This window comes from Streptomyces aquilus (genome assembly GCF_003955715.1).
GTDB classification, from domain to species: domain Bacteria; phylum Actinomycetota; class Actinomycetes; order Streptomycetales; family Streptomycetaceae; genus Streptomyces; species Streptomyces aquilus.
The window spans coordinates 5,496,535-5,516,135 of the sequence record NZ_CP034463.1 but is presented as its reverse complement, the minus strand read 5'-3'; the positions used below and the strand labels follow the sequence as shown (position 1 = coordinate 5,516,135).

Below are 19,601 nucleotides of genomic sequence, written 5' to 3'. Positions count from 1 at the left end.
ACCAGTTTAGTTGAGCATTGAACTTTCTGCCACCCCTAACGGCAGAAGCCCGGAAGGCATTCCCTCCGGGCTCCACCGCACGGGTCCGACCCGCGTCAGTTGCTGAAGTACAGGTACTTCCACGACCCGTACGTCGTCGAGTTCACGCTGTCGCCGGACGAGCCGTTGACGTACACCGACCGCATCCGCGCCCGGATGCCCGACTCACCGGGCGCCCCGAGGGAGACGGCCGACTTGCCGTTCGAGCCGAGCGGGAAGTACTCCGAGTCCGCCGAGTACCAGTCGCCCTGGTAGTAGACCTGCAGGTCGAAGCGCTGCTGACGGCCCGGGTAGTACGACATCGTCGTCGTGAGCAGCGGGTCCGTGCTCTTGTGGAACCAGTAGTACGTCGTCGAGCCGATCTTCGCCGTCTTGTAGTGCTTGGAGACGGCGGTGGAGATCTTGACCTTGGCGTAGGCCGTGGACTTGACGGTCTTCGGCTTGTAGCGGGAGTCGCCCGCGAAGACCGCGGTGACGGCCGTGTCCCGGGTCATGTCCACCCAGGCGCTGATGTTGCCGTCGGAGTTGACCGTGCCGGTCTTGATCAGCTTCTTGCCCTTGTCGCTGCCGAAGGGGTCGGCGTAGATCGAGACCGAGCGGCTCTTGTACGTCTTGCCGAGGTGCGCGGTGAACTTCACGTCGGCGCCGTACGAGTACAGCTTGCCGTTGTTGTTCAGGCTGAGGGAGGTCGAGGCGCGGGAGACGTCGACGGTGTCCGAGGCGCTGACGGCCGTGTGGGCGGCGTCGCCCGCGTACTTCACCGTGTACTTGACCTTGCCGCCGGCCGGCGGGGTGTTGGTGAAGGAGTACGTGCCGTCCGCCTTGACCGTCACCGCCGGCAGCGCCTTGCCGTTCGGGCTGTCCAGGTCGGTGCGGGTGACGGTGAGCTGGGTGCCGGCGGCGAACGGGACCGATGCCGTGATCTTGCCCTTGACGGTGAGCTGCTGGGCGCGGGCGGCCGTGGCGGGGGCGCTGACCGTGAGGGTCGGGACGCTCAGCGTGGGCTGGGTCAGCGCCTTGAGCGTGTAGCCGTTGCTGAAGTTGACCAGGGCGAAGACGCGCGAGCCGTCCGGGGCCCAGGCCACGTCGTTGACGGGTCCGGTGCCGGGACTGTAGGTGCGGACCGGCCGGGTGGCGTCGGGTCGGTAGATCGCGACCTGGGTGCCCGAGGTCTGGGCGATCAGGCCGCTCGGCCCGATGTCCGCGCCCTGCCCCGCGGGGTAGGCGCCGGCCTTGGTGAAGGTGCCGTTCGCGAAGGCGTCCCGGTCGGTGCCGTTGACGAGCACCTGGTCGCCGCCGGGGACGAGGTCGACGTCGTAGACGCCGTTCGTCAGGGCGTACGAGGTGTCGTGCCAGGCGGTGACCTTGGGGGTGGCGCCCGATACGTCGAGGACGGCGAGGGTGCCCGAGGAGTCACCGGTCTCGCCGACGGCCAGCAGGCCGGGGCGCTGCGGGTCGGTGTCGAGGAGGGCCTGGCCCCACAGTCCGGAGCCGGTGCCCTCGGTCGGGAGCTGGGCGAGCGCCACCGGGTCGGTGCCGCTCGCGGGGTCCACGGTGGGGTCCACGGAGCCCAGGTCGCCGTCCCACTGGTCGCCGTAGGAGAACCAGACCTTGCCGCCGGCGAACGCGATGTGCGCGGGGCCCGTGCCGGTGGCGACGGGGTAGCGGGTCTTGATGTCCAGGGTGGCCGGGTCGAGCGCCACGATCTCGTGCGTGCCGCGCAGGGCGGCGTACAGGGTGCTGCCGTCGTCGGAGAGCACCAGTTCGGAGACGCCTTCGACGCCGGTCACGGAGTCGACCTGGTTGCCGTTGTAGTCGGCGGCGAAGATCCGGCCGTTGGCGCTGTCGCCGACGAAGACCCGCTTGAGCGAGTCGCTGACGGCGAGGCCGCCGGGCGAGCCGACCGTGGTGGTGACGGCCGAGGCCGTCCCGGCCGTCACGGCCGTCAGCGCGACGGAGCTGAAGAGGACCGCGAGTGCCGTCGCGGTGGATGTGCTGCGCATGCGCACAGGTGTGAACCCCCACAAGAGATCCCGGGCTGGCCGGGAGACTGAGAGCGCCGCGCGGCACCCGGACGCGGACCGCCCGAAGGCGGTGTGACGTGCGGGGCGCGGCTGCCAGGGGGCACTCTATGGCATGCCTGTGACAATCGCGTGGAGGTTTTTCCTCCGCCGGGCAGCGGTCAGCCGTACATCCGCCGCATCGCGAACTCGACCATCTGCTCGACCGCCTTCGCGTCGAACACCATCCGGTGCTCGCCCTCCATGTCGAGGACGAAGCCGTACCCGGTCGGCAGGAGGTCGATCACCTCGGCGCCGGTGATCACGAAGTACTTGGACTCCTTGCCCGCGTACCGGCGCAGTTCCTTCAGCGAGGTGAACATCGGGATCACCGGCTGCTGGGTGTTGTGCAGGGCGAGGAAGCCGGGGTTGTCGCCGCGCGGGCAGTACACCTTGGACGTGGCGAAGACCTGCTGGAAGTCCTCGGCGGCGAGCTGCCCGGTGGTGAAGGCGCGCACCGCGTCCGCGAGGGACGGCGGGGACGGCTCGGGGTACAGCGGCGGCTGCTGGCCGTACCCGCCCGGCATCTGCTGCTGTGGCGTGGCGTACTGCTGCTGCGTACCCGCGCTCTGGTCGTAGCCGTACATGGGCGCAAGCGTACCGAGCGGGGTGGAGTGGCGGAGGCTCGCAGGGGGCCGGAAACCGACAGCGACTCGACAGCCGTCGGCTCTGGGTTCCGGGGGCCGCCGCTCCTAGCGTCGTTCCCATGCACCGACACGAGCACGACGAGGCCCATGACGAGGTCCACGAGCACGACCGGGGGCTCTCCTACGACCTTCCCGTCCTTGCCCGCCGCCGGATGATCCGGCTGCTGGCGGGGGCGGGCCTCGTGTCGCTGGCCGGCTGTTCCGCGGACGACGACGCCGTCACCTCCGCCGCGACCCCGGGCTGCGCGCCGATCCCCGAGGAGACGGCCGGTCCGTACCCCGGTGACGGTTCGAACGGGGTGAACGTCCTCAAGGAGAGCGGTGTCGTGCGCGGCGACATCAGGAAGAGCTTCGGCGACTCCGCGGGCGGCACGGCGGAGGGTGTTCCGCTGACCGTGACGCTCACCGTCGTGGACGCGGACTCCGGCTGCGGTACGCCGAGGAAGGGCGCCGCCGTGTATGTGTGGCACTGCGACCGGGAGGGCCGCTACTCCCTTTATACGGAGGGCGTCGCGGACGAGAACTATCTGCGGGGCGTGCAGGAGACCGACGAGTCGGGGCGGGTCACCTTCACCAGCGTCTTCCCCGGCTGTTACACGGGCCGCTGGCCGCACGTTCATTTCGAGGTCTACGACAGCCTCGCGGACGCCACCGCCGCGACGGCGATCACCAGCACCTCGCAGCTGGCCCTCCCCGAGGACGTCTGCGACACGGTGTACGCCACCGAGGGCTACGAGGCGAGCGTGGCCAACCTCGGCAGCCTCTCCCTGGAGAGCGACGGCGTCTTCCGGGACGGGTACGAGCGGCAGCTGGCGGTCGTGGAGGGGAGCACGGACGCCGGATACACCGCCAACCTCACCGTTGCGGTGTGAACCGTCACAGATGGCCGGATCGGGGTTGCGGCTTATTACCGGCGGGTAGCATCATCGTATCGAAGCTACTTGTCGGTACGTGAACTAGCGCGAGGATCCAGTGCCTCGCCCGTCTCTCCAGGGAGCCGTCGCCATGGGGCACTACAAGTCGAATCTCCGTGACATCGAGTTCAACCTCTTCGAAGTGCTCGGCCGCGACAAGCTGTACGGCACGGGTCCCTTCGAGGAGATGGACGTCGAGACCGCGAAGAGCATCCTCGACGAGATGACCCGTCTCGCCGAGAACGACCTGGCGGAGTCCTTCGCGGACGCCGACCGCAACCCGCCGGTCTTCGACCCGGAGACCAACACCGCGCCGGTCCCGGCCTCCTTCAAGAAGAGCTACAAGGCCTTCATGGACTCCGAGTACTGGCGGCTCGGCCTGCCCGAGGAGATCGGCGGCACCACCTCGCCCCGCTCCCTGATCTGGGCCTTCGCCGAGCTGATCCTGGGCGCCAACCCGGCCGTCTGGATGTACTCCTCGGGCCCCGCGTTCGCCGGCATCCTCTTCGAGGAGGGCAACGAGGTCCAGAAGCACATCGCCAAGGTCGCCGTGGAGAAGCAGTGGGGCTCCACGATGGTCCTCACCGAGCCCGACGCGGGCTCCGACGTCGGCGCCGGCCGCACCAAGGCGATCCAGCAGGAGGACGGCTCCTGGCACATCGAGGGCGTGAAGCGCTTCATCACGTCCGGTGAGCACGACATGGAGGAGAACATCCTCCACTACGTCCTCGCGCGTCCCGAGGGCGCCGGCCCGGGCACCAAGGGCCTGTCCCTCTTCCTCGTCCCCAAGTACCTCTTCGACTTCGAGACCGGCGAGCTGGGCGAGCGCAACGGCGTCTACGCGACCAACGTCGAGCACAAGATGGGCCTGAAGGCCTCCAACACCTGCGAGATGACCTTCGGCGACCAGCACCCCGCCAAGGGCTGGCTGATCGGCGACAAGCACGACGGCATCCGCCAGATGTTCCGCATCATCGAGTTCGCCCGCATGATGGTCGGCACGAAGGCGATCTCGACGCTGTCGACCGGTTACCTGAACGCGCTGGAGTACGCCAAGGAGCGCGTCCAGGGCACCGACCTGGCCGCCTTCGGCGACAAGACCGCGCCCAAGGTCACCATCACGCACCACCCGGACGTGCGCCGCTCGCTGATGACGCAGAAGGCGTACGCGGAGGGCATGCGCGCCCTGGTGCTGTACACCGCGTCGATCCAGGACGCGATCGCCGTGAAGGAGGCCGCGGGCGAGGACGCCAAGGCCGAGCACGCGCTCAACGACCTGCTGCTGCCGATCGTGAAGGGCTACGGCTCCGAGAAGGGCTACGAGCAGCTCGCCCAGTCGCTCCAGACCTTCGGGGGCTCCGGGTTCCTCCAGGAGTACCCGATCGAGCAGTACATCCGGGACGCCAAGATCGACACCCTGTACGAGGGCACCACCGCGATCCAGGGCCAGGACTTCTTCTTCCGGAAGATCGTCCGCAACCAGGGCGCGGCCCTGAACTCCCTCGCCGAGGACATCAAGAAGTTCCTGGCGCTCGGCACCGGCGGCGAGGAGCTGGCCGGCGCCCGCGAGCACCTCGCGAAGGCGGCCGTCGAGCTGGAGGCCATCGTCGGTCTGATGCTGACCGACCTCGCGGCCACCGAGCAGGACGTCAAGAACATCTACAAGGTCGGGCTCAACACGACCCGCCTGCTGATGGCCTCCGGTGACGTCGTCGTCGGCTACCTGCTCCTCAAGGGCGCCGCTGTCGCGGCCGAGAAGCTGGAGACCGCCTCCGCCAAGGACAAGGCGTTCTACACCGGCAAGATCGCGGCGGCGAAGTTCTTCGCGGCCAACGTCCTGCCGGGTGTCACGGGTGCGCGCAAGCTCGCCCAGAACGTCGAGCTGGACCTGATGGAGCTGGACGAGGCCGCGTTCTAGGACACATCAGCACAGCTCTCCTGAGGGCCCGCTTCCTTCACCGGGAGCGGGCCCTCGTACGTCGTCTAGGTGAACCCCTTCGTCGTTAAGGTGAACCCCATGAGCGAACCCTCCCGCTTCGACCGCGGCCACACCGACGACCTCATGTCCTTCCTGGCGGCGAGCCCGTCGCCGTACCACGCCGTGGCGAACGCCGCCGAGCGCCTGGAGAAGGCCGGCTTCCGGCAGGTCGCCGAGACGGACGCCTGGGACGCGGAGACATCAGCGGCTTCCGCCGCGGGAAGCGGCGGCAGGTACGTGCTGCGCGGTGGCGCGATCGTGGCCTGGTACGTCCCCGAGGGCGCCGCGCCGCACACGCCGTTCCGGATCGTCGGCGCGCACACCGACTCCCCCAACCTGCGGGTCAAGCCGCTGCCGGACGCCGGGGCGCACGGCTGGCGGCAGGTGGCGGTGGAGATCTACGGCGGGCCGCTGCTGAACTCCTGGCTCGACCGTGACCTGGGGCTGTCCGGCCGGCTGACCCTGCGGGACGGCTCGACGCGGCTCGTGAACGTGGGCCGGCCGCTGCTGCGGGTGCCGCAGCTCGCCATCCACCTGGACCGCTCGGTGTCGGCGGAGGGGCTCAAGCTCGACAAGCAGCGGCATCTTCAGCCCATCTGGGGGCTCGGCGACGACGTCCGCGAGGGCGATCTGATCGCGTTCCTGGAGGCGGAGGAAGGGCTCGGCGCGGGCGAGGTCACCGGCTGGGACCTGATGGTCCACTCCGTCGAGCCGCCCGCCTACCTGGGCCGCGACCAGGAGCTGGTGGCCGGGCCGCGCATGGACAACCTGCTGTCCGTGCACGCCGGGGTGGCCGCGCTGACCGCGGTCGCGGCCGGCTCGGACCTCGGCTACATCCCCGTACTCGCCGCCTTCGACCACGAGGAGAACGGCTCGCAGTCCGACACGGGTGCGGACGGGCCGCTGCTCGGCAGTGTGCTGGAGCGTTCGGTGTTCGCGCGCGGCGGGTCGTACGAGGACCGGGCCAGAGCGTTCGCGGGCACCGTCTGTCTGTCCTCCGACACGGGCCACGCGGTCCACCCCAACTACGCCGAGCGGCACGACCCGACGCACCACCCGCGGGTCAACGGCGGCCCGATCCTCAAGGTCAACGTCAACAACCGCTATGCGACGGACGGTTCGGGGCGCGCGGTGTTCGCCGCCGCCTGCGCGAAGGCGGACGTGCCCTTCCAGACCTTCGTCTCCAACAACTCCATGCCCTGCGGCACCACCATCGGCCCGATCACCGCGGCCCGGCACGGCATCAAGACGGTCGACATCGGTGTCGCCATCCTGTCCATGCACAGCGCCCGCGAACTGTGCGGCGCGGACGACCCGCATCTGCTGGCCAACGCGCTGGTGGCGTTCCTGGAGGGATAGCCGTCAGGAACGGGAGGGATAGCTTTCCCCGGTTGGGTACCCGCCCCTGACGGAAACGTCATGCAGGGGAGGCGACACACATGGGCCTCGGCGGATGCATCATCCTCATCGCCGCGGGAGCCATCCTCACGTTCGCGACGGACTGGGACATGCAGGGGGTCAACCTCGATCTGGTCGGGATCATCCTGATGATCGTCGGACTGATCGGGGTCAGCACCTTCAGCAGCATCGCGCGGCGCAGGCGGGTCGTGGTGCCGCCCGCCACGCCGGTCGTCGACGAAGAGGCACGGCATCGCAGGGAGTACTGACAGCGGGGTGTTCCTGACAGCTCGTCATCAATTGGGCTCACAGGAAATATCCAGACAACCGTGAGCAGTCCGTTACCCCGGACTGCTTGTCGGCTTGTATGGATTTCGTGAAGACTTGCGAGGACTCAGGGGCTCGGGGGGTGAGTGGTACCGAGCCCCGTCCTCGCAAGACTTCGCACCAGGGGGCCCGGCGTGCTCGACCTCGCGGCGCCGAGCGGTCCGAGACCGCACCAGGTGCCCCGGCATGCGGCCCGCCGCGCCCACGCGGCCCCCGAGGAGCCGCCCACCCGCCCCCGGCTCGCCGTCCTGATCCCGGCGCACAACGAGGCGGACCGCATCGGCGCCGCCATCGACGGCCTGCGCGACCAGACCCGGCGCCCCGACCTCGTCGTGGTGGTCTGCGACAACTGCACGGACGACACCGCCGAGATCGCCGTCGCGCACGGCGCCCAGGTGTTCCACACCCAGGGCAACACCCACAAGAAGGCCGGCGCCCTCAACCAGGCCATCGCCTGGATGCTGCCCCACCTCGACGACCGCGACCTGCTGCTGGTCCAGGACGCCGACACCGTCCTCGACCCGACCTTCGCCGAGACCGCGCTCGCCACCTTCAACCGCAAGGTCGGCGCCGTCGGCGGGGTCTTCTACGGCGAGGACGGCGGCGGCCTCCTCGGTCTGCTCCAGCGCATGGAGTTCCACCGCTACGCCTGGGAACTGGAGCGCACCGGCGGCAAGGCCCAGGTCCTCACCGGCACCGGCACCATGTTCCGCGCCCGGGTGCTGCGCGAGGTGCGGGCGGCCCGCCGCGCCGGGGTGATCGGCGGCGGCAGCGGCTACTACAGCCTCGCCTCGCTCACCGAGGACGACGAGATGACCAAGGCGGTCAAGACCCTCGGCTACCGGGCCATGTCCCCGGCCGGCTGCGCGGTCACCACCGAGGTCATGCCGACGCTGGGCAAGCTGTGGCACCAGCGGCTGCGCTGGCAGCGCGGCGCCCTGGAGAACCTGCGCGACTACGGCTGGACCAAGGTCACCGCCCGCTACTTCGCCCAGCAGGTCCTGATGGGCTTCGGCGCGCTGTCGTTCCTGGTCTACCTCGTCTACATGACCACGTTCACCACGCTGTACGGCTGGCCGGGCTTCTCCCCGTTCTGGACGGGGATCGGCCTGATCTTCGTCGTCGAGAAGACGGTCTCCGTACGGCGGGCCGGCCCCAAGGCCGTCCTGGTCGCGGCGCTGATGGTCCCGGAGATGCTCTACGACCTCTTCCAGCACGCCGTCTACTTCACCTCGCTGTGGGGGATGGTGCGCCGCAGCGAGGAGAAGTGGGTCGCAACCTAATCCTCACCTTCCCTAGGAGAAGCACGATGTACGGACGAGTGATCGGCGCGGGCACCACCGGTGCCGGAGGCGCCACCCTGGCCGCGACCGGCCTGTGGATGAACAGCATGGCCCTGGTCGTCACGGCGACCACCCTGGCGGCCGCGGGCGTGGCCCTCTACAAGCTGGCCCCGCGCCCGCGCCGCCGCTGACCCCTTACTGAGCGGGCTGGTCGGGGTCCATCCCGGCCAGCACCAGGGGCAGTCGGTCCGCGGCGCCCTCGACGACGAGCAGCGGCTCGGGAGGCTGACCCGCATGAGCTCACCCAGCCGTGTTCGCAGCTGCCGGTCTCGCCCATTGGATGTGGACGCGCTGCTCAGGGATGATCCTCTGGCCTCGAACTCCCTTGGTCACCTCCACCCGATCGATGGCGAGAGACAACCGATCGCGCCGGTCTTCGTTTGTTGCCCCCGTCCACGCTTCGCGCAAGGTGCGGCCGTCGAGCATCGGAGACACGTCCACGGACGGCACCGGCAGCTTGTAGAGCTCTCCACGCAGACCGTCGATGCGCATGCTCAGCCGCTCTACAAGTCGGTTGTATCGTTCAACAGCCCCAGGGCCCTTGAACTCACCACGCACGTAGCGTGCGTCTTCAAGGTCCGCCAACCGGGCTTCCTCATCCTGGATCTCAGCGTTGAGAGCATCACGCTTGGCGAATGTCTCCGGATCGATCCGGCGAACCCAGCGGTCGGCGATCGCGACAAGCAACGGGGCTTCCGGTTCGAGCGCCGGAAGCTTGGTGAGGAACTGTCCAGTCACGTACTGGTCAACCGCTTTAGCCAACGCTGACGCTCCGATGCACTGGTTGCCCGCGCGGCGAGCCATGCACTGATAGCTGCCGCCCACACGATGCATCCGGCGACCGCAGCCAGGAACCGCGCAATAGACGAGCCCCGTCAGCAGAGCCGTCCCCTCGGGCTTCGGCCGCCGCTTTCCCGCGTGCACGAACGTTCTGGATTCCAGGGTGCGGATGATCTGATCACGCTCGCCGACCGTGATGATCCCCTCGCCGATCTCGACGGTGTCCAGCGTCTCGGGATCGCGGTACGGGAAGACCCTGCCCGTGTATTTCCGCTCGCCGTCATCCGTCTCGACGCTCTCGGTTTCCGGCATCAGGCCGGCGAACGCAGGGGACCGGAGGAGCTGCATGATGCTGGCCGCGTTCCATTGCCCGCCTCTCGGCGAGAGGATCTCGTACTCATTGAGGAGCCGGGCGATCTTGACCAGCGATGTTCCGGCGAGCGCTTCATCCGCAATCAGGCGGGCGTAATCGGCGTGCTCCGGGTCGTGGACGAGCTTCTTTGTCATCGGGTCGATGAGCAGTCCGTACGGAGGCTGGCCCCCGATCCACTGGCCCTTGCTGCGCAGGTAGCGCTTGGCATGGCCGACACGCGTACCGAGATTCTCGGACTCGGACCGAGCGAGCTCAGCGAGCATGGCGACGACCATGCGCGCCGAGTCGTTCGAGGTGTCGAGACCGTCCACGACTGACACGAGACGGCCGCCCGCCTTCTCGATGGCGTCCAGCACCTTGCCCACCTGGCCGATGCCCTTGCGGGACAGGCGGTCGAGTTTCCAGACGACCAGCGTGCCGACGACGCCTGCCGTGACGGCCGCCAGCGCGGCGTCGAAGCCCCTGCGCTCAACGGTCTTGTAGCCCGAGCGCCCTCTGTCTATGTGGACCTTCCGGACGGTCAGCCCGTTGCGTTCGGCCCAGGCACGACAGTCGGCTTCCTGCCCTGTCTATTTCAGGAAATCGAGAAGGGCGATGCATCCTCGCAGGTCGACAGTCACCCCAGCGCATGCCCGGTCGTCGCGTCCACATGGTCCGGTACGTCGTCATGGCGGTCGCCGACGGTGAGGGTGCCGGTGGGTTCGAAGAGGAGGATCGCGGTGGGGACGGGGGCGTAGGGCTTGTGCTCGGTGCCGCGCGGGACGGTGAGGACCGAGCCCTTCGGCAGCACCACCGTGCGCTCACCGGCCGGCTCCCGCAGGGAGATGTGCAGTTCGCCGTCGAGGACCAGGAAGAACTCGTCGGTGTGGTCGTGGACGTGCCAGACGTGGTCGCCCTCGACCTTGGCGACGCGGACGTCGTAGTCGTTGACGGCCGTGACGATGCGGGGGCTCCACTGGTCGGTGAAGGAGGCGAGGGCGGCGGAGAGTGCGAGGGGTTCGGGTTCCATGACGTCATCGTGCGGGGTGCCGTCGGCGGTTCACGAGTGCTAGGAATCGCATATGCCGCAACGATCCTCTCAGTCGCCGCACCGGGTCGCCGTGATCGTCGACGAGGGCACCAACCCCTTCGAAGTGGGCGTCGCCACCGAGCTGTTCGGGCTGCCGCGGCCCGAGCTGGGGCTGCCCGGGCCGCTGTACGAGGTGACCCTGTGCACGCCCACGCGGGCGGTGGACATGAACCACGGCTTCTTCGCGATGACCGGCACGGCGGGCCTGGACGCCGTGGACAGCGCCGACACCCTCGTCGTGCCGGGCCGCCCCGACAACGTCGTACCGCGTGGCCCGGCCGTCCTGGACGCCATCCGCCGCACCCACGCGCGCGGGGCACGCGTGCTGAGCTTCTGCACGGGCAGCTTCGCCCTCGCCGAGGCCGGGCTGCTCGACGGCCGCCGGGCCACCACGCACTGGATGTGGGCCGAGAGGTTCCGCGCGCTGCACCCGCGCGTGCGGCTGGAGCCCGACGTGCTCTTCGTGGACGAGGGCGGGATCCTCACCGCCGCGGGCAGCGCCGCCGCCCTCGACCTCGGCCTGTACGTCATCCGCCGCGACCACGGCGCCGAGATCGCGGGCGCCGTCTCCCGCCGCCTCGTCTTCGCCGCCCACCGCGACGGCGGGCAGCGTCAGTTCGTGGAGCGGCCGATCCCCGAGGTGGCCGACGCGTCGCTGGGGCCGCTGCTGGCGTGGGCGCAGGAGCGGCTGGGCGAACCGCTGACCGTGGCCGATCTGGCGGCCCGCGCCGCCGTCTCCCCCGCCACGCTGCACCGCCGCTTCCAGGCCCAGCTGGGGACGACCCCGCTCGCCTGGCTGACGGGGGAACGGGTGGCGCTGGCCTGCCGGCTGATCGAGCGCGGCGAGGAGCGTCTCGACGTCGTGGCCGCGCGGAGCGGACTCGGCACGGCGGCCAACCTCCGCGCGCGCGTGCGGCGCGAGACCGGGCTCAGCCCGTCGGAGTACCGGCGGCGTTTCGGCCCGGCGTCCGGGGAACCGGTCATGGCATGAGATTCCTCGTACGCGACCGGCTGCTCGGCTTCGGCGACGACTACTGGATCGAGGACGACCAGGGCAACAAGGTCTTCCTCGTCGACGGCAAGGCCATGCGGCTGCGCGACACCTTCGAGCTGAAGGACACGCGCGGGCGCGTCCTCATCGACATCCACCAGAAGATGTTCGCCCTGCGCGACACGATGGTGATCGAACGGGACGGCGAGCCCCTGGCCCGCATCAAGCGCAAACGCCTGTCCCTGCTCCGCAACCACTACCGGGTCTCCCTGGCCGACGGCAGCACCGAACTCGATGTCAGCGGCAAGATCCTCGACCGCGAGTTCGCCATCGAGTACGACGAGGAGCTCCTCGCCGTCGTCTCGCGCCGCTGGCTGCACGTCCGGGAGACGTACGGCGTGGACGTCGTACGGGAGGACGCGGACCCGGCGCTGCTGATCGCGGTGGCGGTGTGTGTGATCCACCTGGCGGAGAAGGAACGCGAGGAGGACTGAGCCGCCGTCAGGGGGTCTGCCGGCGCGGGGTCTCCAGGCCCAGGACGCGGTCCTTGAGGGCCGGGAACTGTTCACGGGTCGTGGCGACCTTCCCGGGGTCGAACTCGACCGTGAGGATCTCCTCGCCGGCCCCCGCCTCGGCCAGCACCTCGCCCCAGGGATCGACCACGATCGAGTGACCGGCCTGTGGAACTCCCGCGTGCGTCCCGGCCGTTCCACACGCGAGCACGAACGCCTGGTTCTCCACCGCCCGCGCCTGAGCCAGCAGCGTCCAGTGCGCCCGGCGGCGCTCCGGCCAGCCCGCGGGGAGGACCAGGGTCTCGGCGCCGGCGTCGACGAGACCGCGGAAGAGTTCGGGGAATCGGAGGTCGTAGCAGGTGCCCAGGCCCAGGGTCGTCTCGGGCAGCCGGACCGTCACCAGCTCCCGGCCCGCGCCCATCAGCACGGCCTCGCCCTTGTCGAAGCCGAAGCGGTGGATCTTGCGATAGGCGGCGATGAGATCACCGGAGGGGGAGAAGACGAGCGAGGTGTTGTAGAGCGTCCCGTCGTCGGCGCGCTCGGGGATCGAGCCCGCGTGCAGCCACACGCCGGCGTCGCTCGCGGCCTTCGCCATCGCCTCGTGCGTCGGGCCGTCCAGCGGCTCCGCGTCGCTGTCGAACCCCTCGTAGGCGAAGGCGCCGGTGGTCCACAGTTCGGGGAGGACGACGAGATCGGCGCCCGCCTGCCCGCGCACCAGAGAACCCACCCGCCGTCGACGCGACTCGACCGATTCGTCCTCGTTCACGTCGATCTGGATCAGAGAGGCGCGCACACTACCACCGTCCTGGCATTCGAGCCGTTCACACGGGCCTACGATCGTCACACGAAAGCACTGCCGGGGTGCCTCACAGCAGCGTAACTTGGGGGTCCCCCCGGTTCGAGCGCAGTCGAGAACTGGGGGAGTTTCAAGACACCCGCTCAGTGCAGCCACCTCCCGCTGGCAACGCCGCCACCACCTGCCCGTGTACCGACCGCCGAGGGGTCCCGTTCCGTGAGTCTGCATCCCACCCTCCAGCCCTACGCCGACGCCTGGACCCACTCCATCGAAGCGATATCCGAGCTGGTGAGCCCGCTCGTGGAAGGAGAGTGGAACCGGCGCACCCCGTGCCCGGCCTGGTCGGTCCGTGACGTGGTCTCCCATGTCATCGGTCTGGACTGCGAGATGCTCGGCGACCCGCGCCCGATCCACACCCTGCCCCGCGACCTCTACCACGTGACGAACGAACAGCAGCGGTACACGGAGATGCAGGTCGACGTCCGCCGCCACCACACGGCGCCGGAGATGACGTCCGAGCTGGAGTACGTGATCATCCGCCGCAACCGCCAGCTCCGCAACGAGTCGCGTGACCCCGGGACCAAGGTGCGCGGCCCCTACGGCAGCGAACTGACGCTCGAGGAGTCCATGCGGCGGCACGCCTTCGACGTCTGGGTCCACGAGCAGGACCTGCGCGCCGCCCTCGGCCGGCCGGGCAACCTCGACTCGCCCGGCGCGCACATCGCGCGGGACTACCTGCTCGCCGAACTCCCCGCCGTGGTCGCGGAGAAGTCGGACGCGCCGCGCAGTTCGGCGGTCGTCTTCGACGTGCACGGACCCATCGAGTTCCTGCGCACGATCCGCGTCGACATCCAGGGCCGCGGCACCCTCGAAACGGCCCCCGCCCTCGGCCCCGCCGCCGCCTTCACCCTCGACTGGGAGACCTATGTCCGCCTGGCCTGCGGCCGGGTGACCCCGGAGCAGGTGGCGGACCGGGTGAAGGCGGAGGGCGAACCCCAGCTGACGGCGGCGATCCTGCGGAACTTCGCGGTGACGCCGTAGCGGGCGGACGCGGTACTGGGGGCGAAAGCCCCCAGCCCCCAGGCCCCAGTCCTACGCCGGTACGTGCACCGCCTCCACCCGACTGGCCACCAGCCGCTCCCGCTCCCGGCGGATCGCCCGCTTGCGCAGCCGCAGGATCTGACTGACTCCCAGCGCCTGGAGCACGAACACCACGGAGAACGCGATCCGGTAGTTGTCCCCGGTCGCGTCCAGCAGCACGCCCACCGCGAACAACGTCGTCATCGAGGCGACGAACCCGCCCATGTTGGTGATCCCGGACGCCGTCCCCTGCCGCTCCGGCGGATTCGCCGGCCGCGCGAAGTCGAAGCCCAGCATCGACGCCGGCCCACAGGCCCCCAGCACCGTGCACAGCACCACCAGCAGCCACATCGGCGCGTGCTCACCGGGATACGCCAGCGTCACTGCCCACAGCAGCGCGGTCGCCCCCACGGTCCCGAGCGCCAGCGGCAGCCGCGCCTCGTGGTGCCGGGCGACGACCTGGCCGTAGACGAGCCCTATGACCATGTTGGACAGCACGACGAGGGTCAGCAGCTCACCGGCGGTCGCCCGGGACAGCCCCTGCGCCTCGACCAGGAACGGCAGGCCCCACAGCAGCAGGAACACCATCGCCGGGAACTGGGTCGTGAAGTGCACCCACAGCCCGAGCCGGGTCCCCGGCTCCCGCCAGGACGCGGCGATCTGACGGCGTACGTAGGCCGCGCCCTGGTGCGGGACGGGCTCGGGCTCGTGGCCCTCGGGGTGGTCCTTGAGGAAGAGGAGCAGCAGCATCAGCACCACCACGCCGGCGAGCGCGCTGCCCGCGAAGGCGGCCGTCCAGCCGATGCCGTGCAGCAGCCGGGCCAGCACCAGGGTGGAGACGAGGTTGCCGGCCATGCCGACCAGTCCCGCGAGCTGGGCGACCAGCGGGCCGCGCCGGGCGGGGAACCAGCGGCTGCCGAGCCGCAGCACGCTGATGAACGTCATCGCGTCACCGCAGCCGAGCAGCGCGCGCGAGGCGAGGGCCATGCCGTACGAGGGGGAGAAGGCGAAGCCCAGCTGCCCCGCCGTGAACAGCACGACCCCGATGGTCAGCACCTTCTTGGTGCCGAGCCGGTCGACGAGCAGGCCGACGGGTATCTGCATGCCCGCGTAGACCAGCAGTTGGAGGATCGAGAAGGTCGACAGCGCGGAGGCGTTCACATGGAAGCGGTCGGCGGCGTCGAGGCCGGCCACTCCCAGCGAGGTACGGAAGATGACGGCGACGAAGTAGACGGAGACGCCGATGCCCCAGACGGCCATGGCACGGCGGCCGCCCGGAGGATCACCGGGAAGGGTCTCGGACCTCATCGGACCTCACCCCGGGCCAGGTGCGAGAACCACTCCACGTGCCCGTGGACGATCCCGACGACCGCCTCCGCGTCGCCGGAGCGCAGCGCGTCGAGGATCTGCTCGTGCTCGGTGAGCGTCTTGGTGATGCGGTCGGGGTGGGCGTGCATGACCGCGACGCCCATCCTCAGCTGCCGGTCGCGCAGTTGGTCGTAGAGGCGGGAGAGGATCTCGTTGCCCCCGCTGCGGACGATCTCGGCGTGGAAGCAACGGTCGGTGACCGCGGCGCCCGCCAGGTCCCCGGCGGCGGCCTGCTCCTTCTGCCGCGCGAGCAGCTCCTCCAGGCGCGCGATGAGCTGCGGGGACGCCGGTACGGCCTTCCGCGCGGTGTGCTCCTCGACCAGCTGGCGGGTCTCGACCACGTCCGCGATCTCCTGCGCGGAGACCGGCAGGACCAGTGCGCCCTTCTTCGGGTAGAGCTTGATCAGCCCTTCCACCTGGAGCCGCAGCAGCGCTTCCCGCACCGGGGTGCGGGACACCCCGACGGCCTCGGCGAGCTCGCCCTCGGTGAGGAGCGTCCCGCCTTCGTAGCGGCGCTCCAGGACGCCCTGCTTGACGTGGGTGTAGACGCGGTCGGCGGCGGGTGGTTGCTTGGCGGGGGCGGCGGGCTGGTCGGTGGCTGCGGGTGGAGCGGAAGGCATGCGCACAGCATAGATACAACACGTACGCATGAGGGATCCGTTTCACCATGCGGACCGCCACATTGGTCCCATCCGCCGCACAACCTTCTGTGCTACTTACGTGTCACACAGATGCGGCCCCTTCGTCACCCCTTCCAACTCGGCCGCATAACAGGCGAATTCGACGTATTCGGGGTATTTCAGTTGACAACCGCTACCAAGGGCCTCCGTGTCCGCAGAGCCGCTGCCGTCGCCCTCACGACCGGCGCGATGCTCGCCACCGGAGCTCTCACCGCGGCACCGGCGCAGGCCGTGACCACGCCCACCATCACCGCCAAGGGCGGCTACCTGATGAACGGCGCCACGGGCAAGACGCTCTTCACCAAGTCCGCCGACACCAAGCGGCTCACCGCGTCCACCACCAAGGTCATGACGGCGAAGGTCGTGCTGTCGCAGTCGAACCTGAACCTGGACGCCAAGGTCACGATCAAGAAGGCGTACAGCGACTACATCGTGGCCAACGGCGCCTCGTCCGCCGGTCTGATCGTCGGCGACAAGGTCACCGTCCGTCAGCTCCTCTACGGGATGATGCTGAAGTCCGGCTGCGACGCCGCGATGGCGCTGGCCGACAAGTACGGCTCCGGCACCACGGTCGCGGCCCGCACCAAGAACTTCATCGGCAAGATGAACACCATGGCCAAGAACCTGGGCATGACGAACACGCACTTCGACTCGTTCGACGGCATCAGCAAGGGTTCCAACGCCTCGACGCCGCGTGACCTGACGAAGGTCGCCCGCAGCGCGCTGAAGAGCTCCACCTTCAAGACCGTCGTCAAGACCAAGTCGTACACGGCCAAGACGATCACGAAGACCGGTTCCACCCGCACCATGGCGGCGTGGAAGAACACCAACACCCTGCTCGGCTGGAACGGCACGCTCGGCGTGAAGACCGGCTCCGGCACCGAGGCCAAGTACTGCCTCGTCTTCGCCGCCACGCTCAACGGCGAGTCGGTGATCGGCGCGGTCCTCACCGCGCCCTCCGAGGCCGACCGCACGGCCGACGTGAAGAAGCTCATCAACTACGGCTACGCGAAGATCAGCTGACGCGCAGGCGCATCGTGAGGGGGCTCGCGGCGGCGGGCCCCCTCACGCATGTCCGTCACCGCACCGGCAGGAAGAACCGCCGCTTGTCCTTGGACGTGGCCCCGATCCGCCGGTAGAACCGAATGGCCCCGTCGTTCCACACGGGCGTCTGCCACTGCACATGCCCGAGCCCCAGCCGCCGCGCCTCCGCGCGCACGGCGTCCATGAGCGACTCCCCGATGCCGAGCCCCCGATGCCCGTCCCGCAGGAACAGGCAGTCCATGTGCAGGTACTCGGCCCCGTCCCAGGTGGACACCTCGGCGGAACAGGTGGCGTACCCGACGACGGGCCCGCCCTCCCCCAACTCGGCGACGAGCGCGATCAGTCGGGGCTCGGGACTCCCGAACAACAGCGGCTCCAGCCGCCCGGCGAGCCCGTCGGCGGGCGGTTCGGCCTTCTCGTAGACGGCGTGCTCGGCGATGAGGGCGACGAGATCCGGAAGATCCCCGACCCGCGCCCGCCTGACCCTGGTCACGCCGGGTTGCCGGACGACACGTCGAACTGCATCTCCGGCGGGTTCTTCGGATCGAAGTCCGTACCCGCCTTGGGGTACTGCTTCATCACGGTGCCCTGGCCCCAGGTGTTCTCGTCCACGGGAGTCGGGTCGTAGTGCCAGCCGGCGGCCTTCAGGCACTCGAGCACCGAGTCCCAGTTCTTGTACTGGAAGTCCGGCATCTGGACCTTGTCAGGGTCGTTGTACGACTCCTGCGGCTCGGTGCACTCGGTCTTCTCGATCGTCTTGGTCGCGTCACCCGTCCGGTATCCCGTCGGGTGGGAAGAAGCCGACGTGCTCGCCCCGTCGCTGCCCTTCGCGTCGTCGTCCGAGCCGCCGCCGTTCATCAGCAGGGCCGCGATGAGGCCGCCGACCGCGATGACCGAGACGACGATCGAGCCGAGGATCACCGGCTTGTTGCTCTTGCCGCCGCCCGACGAGGCGGGGGCCTGCTGCGGCGAGATGGTGTACGGCGGCGGAGTCGACGCGTACCCGTTCGGCGCCGGCGTCTGGTAGCCGCCCTGCTGCGGGTAGCCGTACGCGGGGGCGGGCGCCGGGGTCGGGGTGCCGTACGGGTTCGGCGTCGGGGCCGGCTGGTACGGGGTCTGGACGTTGTTCGTGGGCGGCGGGGGCGTCTGTCCGACCGGCGGGAACACGGCCGAGCCGACACCCGCGCCGCTGGCGGTCTGCGCGCCCGGCACGATGCTCGGCGGCGCCGCCTGGAAGGAAGCCGCCACCCGCAGGCACTCGTCGCGCATGGCCTCGGCGCTCGGGAACCGTTCGTTCGGGTTCTTCTTCAGGGCGCGGGCGACCAGCGCGTCCACGGCCGGCGGGAGCGATCTGTTGATCGAGGAGGGCGCCACCGGCTCCTCCTGCACGTGCGCGTACGCGATCGCCAGCGGCGAGTCCGCCTCGAACGGCAGCCGCCCGGTGACCAGTTGGAACAGCATGATGCCGACCGAGTAGAGGTCGGAACGGGCGTCCACGCCACGGCCGAGGGCCTGCTCGGGGGAGAGGTACTGCGGGGTGCCGACCACCATGCCGGTCTGCGTCATCGACGTCACGCCCGACTGCATGGCGCGCGCGATGCCGAAGTCCATCACCTTGACCACGCCACGCTTGGTCATCATCACGTTGCCGGGCTTGATGTCGCGGTGCACCAGCCCCATCTCGTGGCTGATCTCCAGCGCCGCCAGCACGTCCGCGGTGATCTTCAGCGCCTTGTCGGCGGGCATCGCGCCGAACTGCCGTACGTCCTCGTCGAGCACCGAGCCCAGCGGCCGGCCCTCGACGTACTCCATGACGATGTACGGCATCGTCGACCCGTCGAGGGTGTCCTCGCCGGTGTCGAAGACCGAGACGATGTTGGTGTGGGTGAGCTTGGCCACGGCCTGGGCCTCGCGGCGGAACCGCTCGCGGAAGGCCTGTTCCCGGCCCAGTTCGGTGTGCAGCGTCTTGATCGCGACGGGGCGGTCCAGCATGGTGTCGTGCGCCAGGTGCACCGAGGCCATGCCGCCCTCACCGAGCAAGTCGCGCAGCTGATAGCGGTTGTTGGCGAGCGCCCGCCCCGCGTACCGGCCCTGTGCGCCGTCCTGGCTCATCTTCCGCGTCCCCCATCGGCCATCAGGCGCCGGCCCGACTGTCGTTGATCGAATGGCTCATTCCCGGCCAAGTCTGCCCCACGGCACTGA

Annotated in this window: 19 protein-coding genes and 1 pseudogene; 10 read left to right on the top strand and 10 right to left on the bottom strand. The window is 69.6% G+C overall.

The window, feature by feature from the left end:
- Nucleotides 1-95: 95 nt before the first annotated feature.
- Both EJC51_RS25275 and EJC51_RS25270 read right to left on the bottom strand, forming a co-directional pair.
- Nucleotides 96-2,042, bottom strand: coding sequence for a YncE family protein (locus tag EJC51_RS25275; protein WP_126273167.1), 1,947 nt, complete (start codon nucleotides 2,040-2,042; stop codon nucleotides 96-98).
- 179 nt (nucleotides 2,043-2,221) lie between these two features.
- Complete coding sequence (locus EJC51_RS25270; protein ID WP_059194285.1) at nucleotides 2,222-2,686, bottom strand: SseB family protein; 465 nt, start codon at nucleotides 2,684-2,686, stop codon at nucleotides 2,222-2,224.
- A gap of 119 nt (nucleotides 2,687-2,805) precedes the next feature.
- On the opposite strand from EJC51_RS25270, the gene EJC51_RS25265 reads away from it, so the two are divergent.
- The 6 genes from EJC51_RS25265 (at nucleotide 2,806) to EJC51_RS47815 (ending at nucleotide 8,837) form a co-directional block, all read left to right on the top strand.
- Entirely contained in the window at nucleotides 2,806-3,618 is an 813-nt protein-coding gene (locus EJC51_RS25265) for a dioxygenase family protein (protein ID WP_126273166.1), read from the top strand.
- A gap of 133 nt (nucleotides 3,619-3,751) precedes the next feature.
- Nucleotides 3,752-5,578, top strand: a complete 1,827-nt coding sequence (locus EJC51_RS25260; protein ID WP_126273165.1) for an acyl-CoA dehydrogenase — start codon at nucleotides 3,752-3,754, stop codon at nucleotides 5,576-5,578.
- Nucleotides 5,579-5,677: 99 nt separating this feature from the next.
- Complete coding sequence (locus tag EJC51_RS25255; RefSeq protein ID WP_126273164.1) at nucleotides 5,678-6,997, top strand: M18 family aminopeptidase; 1,320 nt, start codon at nucleotides 5,678-5,680, stop codon at nucleotides 6,995-6,997.
- Between the two features lie 80 nt (nucleotides 6,998-7,077).
- Nucleotides 7,078-7,305: a DUF6458 family protein gene (locus EJC51_RS25250; RefSeq protein WP_126273163.1), complete on the top strand. Its 228-nt coding sequence runs from the start codon at nucleotides 7,078-7,080 to the stop codon at nucleotides 7,303-7,305.
- Between the two features lie 234 nt (nucleotides 7,306-7,539).
- Nucleotides 7,540-8,646 (top strand): glycosyltransferase family 2 protein, encoded by a 1,107-nt coding sequence (locus EJC51_RS25245; RefSeq protein WP_207924813.1) that lies wholly within the window; start codon nucleotides 7,540-7,542, stop codon nucleotides 8,644-8,646.
- Nucleotides 8,647-8,672: 26 nt separating this feature from the next.
- Nucleotides 8,673-8,837 carry a hypothetical protein gene (locus EJC51_RS47815; protein ID WP_165951232.1) on the top strand — a complete coding sequence of 55 codons (165 nt, stop codon included), beginning with the start codon at nucleotides 8,673-8,675 and terminating at the stop codon, nucleotides 8,835-8,837.
- Between the two features lie 109 nt (nucleotides 8,838-8,946).
- Here EJC51_RS47815 and EJC51_RS25240 read toward each other — a convergent pair whose 3' ends face one another.
- The 3 genes and pseudogenes from EJC51_RS25240 to EJC51_RS25235 form a co-directional block, all read right to left on the bottom strand.
- The gene (locus EJC51_RS25240) at nucleotides 8,947-9,993 is read right to left on the bottom strand and encodes a recombinase family protein (RefSeq protein ID WP_279631442.1); all 1,047 of its coding nucleotides are present in this window, start codon (nucleotides 9,991-9,993) and stop codon (nucleotides 8,947-8,949) included.
- A gap of 51 nt (nucleotides 9,994-10,044) precedes the next feature.
- A pseudogene (locus tag EJC51_RS49215) lies at nucleotides 10,045-10,410 on the bottom strand (recombinase family protein); the annotation flags it as partial.
- A 65-nt stretch (nucleotides 10,411-10,475) separates the two neighbouring features.
- The gene (locus EJC51_RS25235; protein ID WP_126273160.1) at nucleotides 10,476-10,868 is read right to left on the bottom strand and encodes a cupin domain-containing protein; all 393 of its coding nucleotides are present in this window, start codon (nucleotides 10,866-10,868) and stop codon (nucleotides 10,476-10,478) included.
- Between the two features lie 52 nt (nucleotides 10,869-10,920).
- Between EJC51_RS25235 and EJC51_RS25230 the strand changes: the two genes are divergently transcribed.
- Nucleotides 10,921-11,919 (top strand): GlxA family transcriptional regulator, encoded by a 999-nt coding sequence (locus tag EJC51_RS25230; protein WP_126273159.1) that lies wholly within the window; start codon nucleotides 10,921-10,923, stop codon nucleotides 11,917-11,919.
- The gene (locus tag EJC51_RS25225) at nucleotides 11,916-12,413 is read left to right on the top strand and encodes an LURP-one-related/scramblase family protein (protein WP_097266415.1); all 498 of its coding nucleotides are present in this window, start codon (nucleotides 11,916-11,918) and stop codon (nucleotides 12,411-12,413) included. Before EJC51_RS25230 ends, EJC51_RS25225 begins: the two co-directional genes overlap by 4 nt.
- 7 nt (nucleotides 12,414-12,420) lie before the next feature.
- On the opposite strand, the gene EJC51_RS25220 is transcribed toward EJC51_RS25225, so the two are convergent.
- Nucleotides 12,421-13,224: a carbon-nitrogen family hydrolase gene (locus EJC51_RS25220; RefSeq protein WP_126273158.1), complete on the bottom strand. Its 804-nt coding sequence runs from the start codon at nucleotides 13,222-13,224 to the stop codon at nucleotides 12,421-12,423.
- Nucleotides 13,225-13,443: 219 nt separating this feature from the next.
- Here EJC51_RS25220 and EJC51_RS25215 point away from each other — a divergent pair, with 219 nt between their 5' ends.
- Nucleotides 13,444-14,268, top strand: coding sequence for a maleylpyruvate isomerase family mycothiol-dependent enzyme (locus tag EJC51_RS25215; protein WP_126273157.1), 825 nt, complete (start codon nucleotides 13,444-13,446; stop codon nucleotides 14,266-14,268).
- Between the two features lie 51 nt (nucleotides 14,269-14,319).
- On the opposite strand, the gene EJC51_RS25210 is transcribed toward EJC51_RS25215, so the two are convergent.
- Entirely contained in the window at nucleotides 14,320-15,615 is a 1,296-nt protein-coding gene (locus EJC51_RS25210; RefSeq protein ID WP_126273156.1) for an MFS transporter, read from the bottom strand.
- Nucleotides 15,612-16,295 (bottom strand): GntR family transcriptional regulator, encoded by a 684-nt coding sequence (locus EJC51_RS25205; RefSeq protein ID WP_126273155.1) that lies wholly within the window; start codon nucleotides 16,293-16,295, stop codon nucleotides 15,612-15,614. Before EJC51_RS25205 ends, EJC51_RS25210 begins: the two co-directional genes overlap by 4 nt.
- 183 nt (nucleotides 16,296-16,478) lie before the next feature.
- Between EJC51_RS25205 and EJC51_RS25200 the strand changes: the two genes are divergently transcribed.
- Nucleotides 16,479-17,378 carry a D-alanyl-D-alanine carboxypeptidase family protein gene (locus EJC51_RS25200; RefSeq protein ID WP_244362829.1) on the top strand — a complete coding sequence of 300 codons (900 nt, stop codon included), beginning with the start codon at nucleotides 16,479-16,481 and terminating at the stop codon, nucleotides 17,376-17,378.
- Nucleotides 17,379-17,433: 55 nt separating this feature from the next.
- Here EJC51_RS25200 and EJC51_RS25195 read toward each other — a convergent pair whose 3' ends face one another.
- Nucleotides 17,434-17,892 carry a GNAT family N-acetyltransferase gene (locus EJC51_RS25195; RefSeq protein WP_126273153.1) on the bottom strand — a complete coding sequence of 153 codons (459 nt, stop codon included), beginning with the start codon at nucleotides 17,890-17,892 and terminating at the stop codon, nucleotides 17,434-17,436.
- Nucleotides 17,889-19,511, bottom strand: a complete 1,623-nt coding sequence (locus tag EJC51_RS25190) for a protein kinase domain-containing protein (RefSeq protein ID WP_126273152.1) — start codon at nucleotides 19,509-19,511, stop codon at nucleotides 17,889-17,891. Before EJC51_RS25190 ends, EJC51_RS25195 begins: the two co-directional genes overlap by 4 nt.
- Between the last annotated feature and the right edge of the window lie 90 nt (nucleotides 19,512-19,601).

What these genes read in the sequence shown, in the direction of transcription:
- EJC51_RS25275 (WP_126273167.1), bottom strand. Translation starts at nt 2,042, where the DNA reads ATGCGCAGCACATCCACCGCGACGGCACTCGCGGTCCTCTTCAGCTCC.
- EJC51_RS25270 (WP_059194285.1), bottom strand. Translation starts at nt 2,686, where the DNA reads ATGTACGGCTACGACCAGAGCGCGGGTACGCAGCAGCAGTACGCCACG.
- EJC51_RS25265 (WP_126273166.1), top strand. Translation starts at nt 2,806, where the DNA reads ATGCACCGACACGAGCACGACGAGGCCCATGACGAGGTCCACGAGCAC.
- EJC51_RS25260 (WP_126273165.1), top strand. Translation starts at nt 3,752, where the DNA reads ATGGGGCACTACAAGTCGAATCTCCGTGACATCGAGTTCAACCTCTTC.
- EJC51_RS25255 (WP_126273164.1), top strand. Translation starts at nt 5,678, where the DNA reads ATGAGCGAACCCTCCCGCTTCGACCGCGGCCACACCGACGACCTCATG.
- EJC51_RS25250 (WP_126273163.1), top strand. Translation starts at nt 7,078, where the DNA reads ATGGGCCTCGGCGGATGCATCATCCTCATCGCCGCGGGAGCCATCCTC.
- EJC51_RS47815 (WP_165951232.1), top strand. Translation starts at nt 8,673, where the DNA reads ATGTACGGACGAGTGATCGGCGCGGGCACCACCGGTGCCGGAGGCGCC.
- EJC51_RS25240 (WP_279631442.1), bottom strand. Translation starts at nt 9,993, where the DNA reads ATGACAAAGAAGCTCGTCCACGACCCGGAGCACGCCGATTACGCCCGC.
- EJC51_RS25235 (WP_126273160.1), bottom strand. Translation starts at nt 10,868, where the DNA reads ATGGAACCCGAACCCCTCGCACTCTCCGCCGCCCTCGCCTCCTTCACC.
- EJC51_RS25230 (WP_126273159.1), top strand. Translation starts at nt 10,921, where the DNA reads ATGCCGCAACGATCCTCTCAGTCGCCGCACCGGGTCGCCGTGATCGTC.
- EJC51_RS25225 (WP_097266415.1), top strand. Translation starts at nt 11,916, where the DNA reads ATGAGATTCCTCGTACGCGACCGGCTGCTCGGCTTCGGCGACGACTAC.
- EJC51_RS25210 (WP_126273156.1), bottom strand. Translation starts at nt 15,615, where the DNA reads ATGAGGTCCGAGACCCTTCCCGGTGATCCTCCGGGCGGCCGCCGTGCC.
- EJC51_RS25205 (WP_126273155.1), bottom strand. Translation starts at nt 16,295, where the DNA reads ATGCCTTCCGCTCCACCCGCAGCCACCGACCAGCCCGCCGCCCCCGCC.
- EJC51_RS25190 (WP_126273152.1), bottom strand. Translation starts at nt 19,511, where the DNA reads ATGAGCCAGGACGGCGCACAGGGCCGGTACGCGGGGCGGGCGCTCGCC.